Source organism: Zavarzinella formosa DSM 19928 (assembly GCF_000255705.1).
GTDB lineage: Bacteria > Planctomycetota > Planctomycetia > Gemmatales > Gemmataceae > Zavarzinella > Zavarzinella formosa.
The window spans coordinates 1-7,166 of the sequence record NZ_AIAB01000498.1 but is presented as its reverse complement, the minus strand read 5'-3'; the positions used below and the strand labels follow the sequence as shown (position 1 = coordinate 7,166).

Here is a 7,166-nt window from a genome sequence, read left to right as displayed (position 1 = left end):
GGCCGAGTTTCGCACCGCCGGATAAAAAGCGCAACTTCAAAACGCGCAAGCGAGGGTACCGCGATTTCCGCTGGTCCAACGATTTCCCGACGGGCTGGCGATGCCGATCATCCTTCACATAGGTCGTTGGAGAAAAGTTCTGCCAAAAGTAGCGGGTGCCTTGCGGGAAATTCTGCCGTGGGTCATCCCGTTCACCACCATGCCTGCTGGCCGGGTTCTTGCTTCTCGGCATGCTTCGCGTAGCGAACCACGTCAAAACGCCCGGAAGTGAAAAGCCAGTCCATGTAAACAACGGCCTGCCCCGGCGTCAGGCCCGTGCGGGGGGCGATATCCAATGCCACGGAATCTGGTTTTTCACCCTCCTCCAGCCGGCGCACGATTTCTTCCTCATGAACCCTGACAACACGATAATGGCTACGCCTCACGTTAGATGAAAATAAAATCCGCCGGCAAGAGATTTCTTGCGCCTGACATTCCTCCCCCGCTAACCCAGGCTGGCCTTCCGAAACCGTCGCATGTGGCCCTTGATCGCCCTTTTTTCCAGTGGGCCAACAAACGCCGGATTGTGCCAAAGGAGCCGGATTGTGCCAAAATCATTTGGGCGCATGGGTGTAATCACCGAGGAATTCGCATGGGTGGTGTTCAGTTTTGGGCCGGAAATTGACCAGTTTTGAGCTGAAAACGGCCAGAAAACGACGTTTTGGAGGTCTTTTTGACCTGATTTTGGGCAAATTGAACACCTGTTTTCGAGGAAAAAGGTCCAAAAATCTGACCGACAGAACTGAATCGGGGACGGATGTTACAACTGATTTCCAACGACGCTTCCATCTCTGAAATCCGGCGTTTGTTTCTCAAAATCCCGAAACTTCTCCATTTTCAACTCGCACCTTTCCCGGCTTTTTTGAACACCGAAATTTCATCTTCATTCGCGGGTTTGAAGAGGGGGACAGGACTATGACTTGAAGGGTGCCGAAAGCCCGTGTCGGCGAACTCGAGACTTGATAAATTCATCAAGTCCGCAAACGCCCGTGATTTGAAAGGAAACGAAGAATCTTGCCCCCTCAACGATCCAAATTGTTCGTCATTTCGCTGCTTGGCGCCCTCAGTGTGATTAGTCCCTTTGCCATCGACATGTATCTCCCGGCCTTCAAGCAGATGGCCGCGGATTTCGACGTGGAGCCCACGGTCATCTCGCTGACTCTCTCCAGCTATTTCATCGGGCTGGCGTTGGGGCAGGTGTTCTACGGCCCGCTGCTTGATCGGTATGGCCGGAAGAAGCCGTTGGTGGCCGGGCTGTGTTTGTTCATTCTCGCCTCGATTGGCTGCACGGTCGCCCCGGATATTCACACGCTGATCGCTCTGCGATTTATCCAAGCCATCGGCGGGTGTGTCGCCCAAGTGGCGTCGATTGCGATGGTCCGGGATTTCTTTCCCGTCAAGGAAAACGCCAAAATCCTCTCGCTGTTGTTCTTGTTCATCGCCGCCTCGCCTTTGCTGGCCCCGAGCATCGGCGGATTGGTCATGAAGGTGGTTGGCTGGAAATTTGTCTTCCTGGTGATGGCGGTCATGGTCAGCGGGATTCTGGCGCTCACGTATTGGCTGTTGCCCGAGGGGCATGTGCCCGACAAAAGCATCTCCCTCCGACCCGACCGGATCTTGGCCGGATATGCGGCCATCATCACGAACGCTCGTTTCGCCACTTATGCCTTCGCCGGAGCGTTTTCCTTTGCCGGATTGTTCACCTATGTGGCCGGTTCACCCATCATCTTCCTAAACGTTTTCGGCTTGAGCGAAGAAGTCTACGGCGTCATCTTTGCCGTACTCGCCGTCGGGTTTATTGGCGGGAGCCAGCTTAACGTCCTTCTGCTGCGCTGGTTCGACAGTGAAACGCTATTTGCCCGCCTCTTGATGATTCAGGTGGTGATTGGGGTGGTCTTTATGGTTGGGGCTTGGGCAGGTTGGTATGGGCTGGCCGGGACGTTGATTTTGCTGTTTGTGTTCCTGAGTTGCGTGGGCATCACCAACCCAAACGGTTCGGCTCTCGCCTTGGCCCCCTTCTCGACGAACGCCGGAAGCGCCTCCGCGTTGCTCGGATTTTTGCAACTGGGCACTGGCGCCGTGATTTCCACGGCCATCGGCGGCTCAAGCCCGCACAGCATTTTTCCGATCATCGCCATCCTTGGCACGACCGCCGTCATCGCCTTGATGATCTTGCTGGCCGGCCGGTCTCGCGCCCGCCAAAGCATGATGGCGTCAGAAGCGACGGATTCGCCGCAACTGGCCCCGGCTGGCGGGGAAGCCTGATGTCTTTGTCTGTCTGGTGGAGTGGATATTCTTGGCGCGGAGGTGCTTTTCAGGCCAATTGGCCTGAATCGTCAACAGGAGCAAAAGACGTGGTTAGTTGCGTGCCCGGAAGGTGATTCGGCCGCGCGTCAGGTCGTACGGGGAGAGTTCCACCTTCACCCGGTCGCCCGGAATGATTCGGATGTAGTGCTTCCGCATTTTCCCGGCGATGTGCGCCGTCACGATGCCGCCGACATCCAATTCCACCCGGAATTGTGTGTTGGCAAGGGCTTCCTTGACCCGTCCTTCAATCTCAATCGTTTCTTCTTTGGCCATGTGTTCCCGATTGCCTTTGTTTGTGTGGGCAAATTCATTATAGCGTCTTTGGCGACTCTGATGGCCTGCTTTGGGATTCCCGAAGCGGAACCAAACCGATGATCGTCTTGCCGTCAGTCTGAACAAGGGGGGGCGGTTCGGCTATTCCACCGGCTTTTCCCGTCGAAATTCCACCAATCGAATCGAGTTTTTCGGCAGTTCCAAGCTGACCTTGCCAGCCAGAGATTTGCCGAAACCCATGAGTTCCAAATTCCGGGAACCATCGACGCCAAACGTCTGATGCAGCGTCGCTCCATCCCAAGGCAATTGCTGGCCGACGAAAGCCAACGAGACGTCTTCCCCAGACTGTTTGACGAACAGAATGCTCACGGAAGATTTGTCTGCGGCGATCCCCGCCAGGGCGGTCACGCCAGCGGGGAGTTGCCCGGTGATCGGCAAGCGTCGTAACCCGGCCAGTTTTCCGAAGGCGCAAAAGGCGTGATAGGTTTTCAATGTTTGCCCGTGCGGGGTGAACAAGCCCATGCCTTGGGCTTCGCCGCTGAAATAATTGGCCACGTCAATCGGGGCGTCTTGCAGGCAGATCAGGGAAGCCGCCGTGAAGGCCGCCCCTTCGGCCCCGCCAATCCGGTCGTGCCAAGCCTGCCGGGCGGGCGGTTCCTTGGCCATCATGCCGTTCCATGAATTGTCGGGCAGATAGTTCCACTCATTCAGGTGGCTCTCGGCCCCTTTGAAACCGGCGGCGTCCAACAATTGCCGCATAACTTTTCCTCGTCGAACCAGTTCATCAGCGTCGGCCGTGTAACAGTGCCAGGAGAGAAAATCGAGAGGGCAATTCATCTCCCGGCATTTCGCCAGAAACCCCTTCAACATCGGGGAGGTTTCCAACTTTTCTCCCTTGAGTGTTCCGCTGTTTCCCAACCCCGGCCCTCCGATCAGCAACTTGGGAAACTGCTTTTTCAGCGTTTTGGATGTCACCGCGTATAGCTGAAAGTAATCGTCATCCGTGCCGGTCCAGCAGGTGGGGCGATTGTCCGGTTCGTTCCAGATCTCCCAATATTTGATCGGATATTGATGGCCGTTGGCCCAACCCTCGGTGTAATGCCGCACGATGCCGGCGCACACCGCCGCCCAATGCTCGGCATTCTTGGGCGGGCGGGCATTTCGTTTGACCTTCTGATGCTCGATGCTCTCGCCCAACCGGTAAACGATCTTCGCCCCGGTGTCGAGAATGGATTTCACATACTCGTCCGTCCGCTCAAAATCATAACTTTCAGGCTTGGATGGATCGGCCGACGGATTCGGAAAGATCGTGTGGACATCGACCACATCCGGGTTGGGCCAGTGGCAATCGTGCAATCGGGTCAGCGGGAATCCGGCCTCTTTCCATTTCGCGGACAAGTCAAGCAGGCCACCGGCCGCGAGCGGGCCGCCATTGACCCCATGCAGCGGCCGGATCGGGTCGCCGGGCGAACCGGCGTCCACAACGAGTTCGCTCGGAGCGGCGTTGATTTGGGCGAGGGTGAACGCGACAGGCGGCAAGGCAAATAGAAATCGACGGCGATCCACGGACGATCTCCGGGAGAGGGAGTCTTTCCGATCATCTTACGTCAGAATCTGATTAACCACTTTCCCGGCCACATCGGTCAGTCGGAAATCGCGGCCTTGGAAGCGATAAGTGAGTTTCTTGTGATCCATCCCAAAGAGATGCAGAATGGTTGCGTGCAAATCGTTGATATGAACGGGGTTTTCAGTCACGTTCCAGCCGATGTCGTCGGTGGCTCCGTGGATGGTGCCTCCCTTCACGCCGCCCCCCGCCAGCCAGACGGTGAACGCGGAGGGGTGATGGTCGCGGCCCGTCACCCCCGGCCGACCGGGCCGGTTTTCGCCAAGCGGCGTGCGGCCAAACTCACTTAACCAGACCACCAGCGTTTCGTCGAGCAGGCCGCGACGCTTCAAGTCTTTGATTAACGCGGCCACCGGTTGGTCGGCCATGCCGCAATTGAACGGCAGTTCTTGCTCCAAGTTCGAGTGATGATCCCAACTAGCGTGGAACAGGGAGACGAACCGTACCCCGCGTTCGACCATGCGACGGGCCAGCAGACAATTGGTGGCAAACTGGCGGTATTGACCTTTGCCGCCGCTCCGATCGGCTTTCAAGTCCGGTTCTTTGCGGTCGAGGCCGTATTCCTCCAGCGTCTTCTTGTTTTCCTTCGACAAGTCAAGCAACTCCGGGGCGGCCGACTGCATCCGGTGGGCCAGTTCATACGACGCAATCCGGCTGTTGATCTCGGGATCGCCGATGCCCGCGTGACGGATGCCGTTGAGATCGCGGACGGCCTCAATGGTCTTCGCTTGCATGGCATCGTTCAGACCGGTCGGATTCGAGAGGTTGAGAACCGGTTCCCCTTGATTACGGAACAGCGTTCCCGCGAAAGTGGTCGGCAGAAAACCGCTGCCCCAGTTCGACGTGCCGCCGGAAGTGCCCCGCCCGGCCGAGAGGACCACGTAGCCGGGCAGGTTTTTCGATTCGCTGCCGAGGCCATAGTTCAGCCAGCTACCCATGCTTGGCCGGCCGAACATCGTGCTGCCGGTGTTCATCAACAACTGGCCGGGATGGTGGTTGAACGCCTCCGTGTGCATCGAGCGGATGAAAGCCATGTCATCCACGCAAGTTGCCAGGTGCGGCAACAACTCGGACAAATCCATGCCGCATTGGCCATGCTTCTTCCACTTGCGGGGACAGCCCATCACCGTGGCCGTGTCTTTTTGAAGAAACGCGAACCGCACGTTTTTGACGAGCGAATCCGGCAGCTTTTGCCCGGCCAGTTCGTTCAACTTCGGCTTCGGGTCGAACAGATCAAGCTGCGAGGGAGCGCCTTCCAGATAAATGCAAATGCAGTTCTTCGCCTTCGGGGCAAAATGCGGTTTCTTCGGCGACAGCGGATTGGTTTCGGCCGCCGACAAATAACCATCCTGCGAAAGCATTGACGCCAGCGCGACCAAGCCAACGCCGTTCGCGGAGGTGGTGAGAAAGTTCCGGCGGGATTGCATTAACGAAGCCGAAAACGGGGAGGTCCACATGACGGGTTATCCGGTTTCTTCTCGCGGGATTAAGAATGATGTACGCCCAATTTTTAAGGCACAGTCAGAACCGTGAGATTCGGAGAGGCGAGCAATGGCCTCGGCATGCTTGCGGATGTCTTCCAAAGGCAAACGTTCGATGGCGAAAAACAATTTTGGCTCATCCGGGAAGAGCATCCTCGGGCGGCTTGACGAATAAGGAGAAACCTGCCGTTTCATGAAAGGCAACCGCACTATCTTCAAGAAGTCGGCATGTCCTCCCCCCACTCTATCGCGCCTTGGGGATTTGCGACCACAAAATCGTCCTCGCCACGGGGGATCCGGCCCTTGAAGCACGTTGTCGGGCGGGATGTTCAATTCGATCTTCTGCCGGCCCCAGTCAACGAAAGAACCCCAAGGAAAACCTTGGGGTTCTTTCGTTTCATCACTGATTCGTCAGCGGCTCACTCGCCGGTGGGGATGAGGTCAAGCCGGACGCGGGACTGTCCGGCGGACATCGAGTCGAACACCGGGGCGGCGCTCACGTGGGTGGTGCCGTCCTCCTTGATCGTCGTCGTTGCCCGGATGTCCAGGCCCACCGTCTTGGCGCTCATCAACTGCGTCGACCATGACAGATTACCCAATCGCTTGTCACCGGCCGCGACGGCCTCCGAGTTCAGGCTCCGCGTCGCCGAGGCCGTCGTCCCCCCGGTCATCCCGGAGGTATTGGACAGGCCCACCGAGCCGGTGCCGTTCATCAGCGAACGGATCTTGTTCATGATCTGGACCGTCGACTCGGCCTTTTGGTCGTAGCGAACCATGTCCTGCGGGGAGGGGATCGCCGCCAGTTCCCGGCGGCGGCCCTGCTCCAGCGACACCGTCAGTTCGTTCGACTTGCCCAATTGCAGCGTGTGATACTCCACGCTCTCGTCGGGCGTCCCCTGATGGCGGGTCACCTTCACGGTGGCCTTGTTCCCCAGCGGGCTGCCCCACACCCGGTCGGCCGTGATCTTGTACGTCCCGCTGTATCCCTTCGCGGCGATGTAAAGCTCGCTACGAGTGTCATCCTTCTGGTCGAACAAGTCGGCGCTCAGCGAGCCGCCCCCCGTCGACATCGTCTGCAGCGGCGAGCAAACCGTGCCGATTGGCTCGGTCACCCGAAGATCCAAGTCGGCCTTGCCGGCCCACATCAGCTCGATCACCATGTCCCGCTTCTTGTCGGCGTCCAGCATGGCCGAGAGTTTGTCGGCGTCGGCCTTCCGGTTGGTCGAGGCGAACTTCTTCATCATGTCCGTCAGGTGGGCGCGGGCCTTCGCGTGCAGCTCGCCCCGGTCGGACGGCCAGTCCCGGCTCAGCAGGCCGTTGGCGGCGAACGTCGACAGGTCATAGGTCGCGTCCATCTTGGGGTTCTCGGCGCAGGCCAGGGCCTGCACATAGGCGTCGGACACGTTGGGCTCGAGCTTGGCGGCCGCCTGGCAGAGCCGGGC

Annotated in this window: 6 protein-coding genes; 1 reads left to right on the top strand and 5 read right to left on the bottom strand. The window is 58.3% G+C overall.

Translation table 11 applies throughout. The annotated features are described in order from the left end of the window. Window positions 1-191: 191 nt before the first annotated feature. A complete protein-coding gene (locus BGIM_RS0100045) occupies window positions 192-377 on the bottom strand; it encodes a hypothetical protein (protein WP_020467816.1) in 186 nt (61 codons plus the stop codon). A gap of 676 nt (window positions 378-1,053) precedes the next feature. Between BGIM_RS0100045 and BGIM_RS0100030 the strand changes: the two genes are divergently transcribed. Further along, window positions 1,054-2,304 (top strand): multidrug effflux MFS transporter, encoded by a 1,251-nt coding sequence (locus tag BGIM_RS0100030; protein ID WP_020467813.1) that lies wholly within the window; start codon window positions 1,054-1,056, stop codon window positions 2,302-2,304. 93 nt (window positions 2,305-2,397) lie between these two features. Here BGIM_RS0100030 and infA read toward each other — a convergent pair whose 3' ends face one another. The 4 genes from infA to BGIM_RS47765 form a co-directional block, all read right to left on the bottom strand. After that, window positions 2,398-2,619, bottom strand: coding sequence for a translation initiation factor IF-1 (gene infA / locus BGIM_RS0100025; RefSeq protein ID WP_020467812.1), 222 nt, complete (start codon window positions 2,617-2,619; stop codon window positions 2,398-2,400). Between the two features lie 141 nt (window positions 2,620-2,760). Next, window positions 2,761-4,185, bottom strand: a complete 1,425-nt coding sequence (locus BGIM_RS0100020; protein ID WP_020467811.1) for a GH39 family glycosyl hydrolase — start codon at window positions 4,183-4,185, stop codon at window positions 2,761-2,763. Window positions 4,186-4,221: 36 nt separating this feature from the next. Further along, window positions 4,222-5,700: a DUF1501 domain-containing protein gene (locus tag BGIM_RS0100015; protein WP_020467810.1), complete on the bottom strand. Its 1,479-nt coding sequence runs from the start codon at window positions 5,698-5,700 to the stop codon at window positions 4,222-4,224. Window positions 5,701-6,143: 443 nt separating this feature from the next. Further along, the coding region (locus BGIM_RS47765) for a hypothetical protein (RefSeq protein WP_040887346.1) at window positions 6,144-7,166 on the bottom strand (1,023 nt) is incomplete at its 5' end.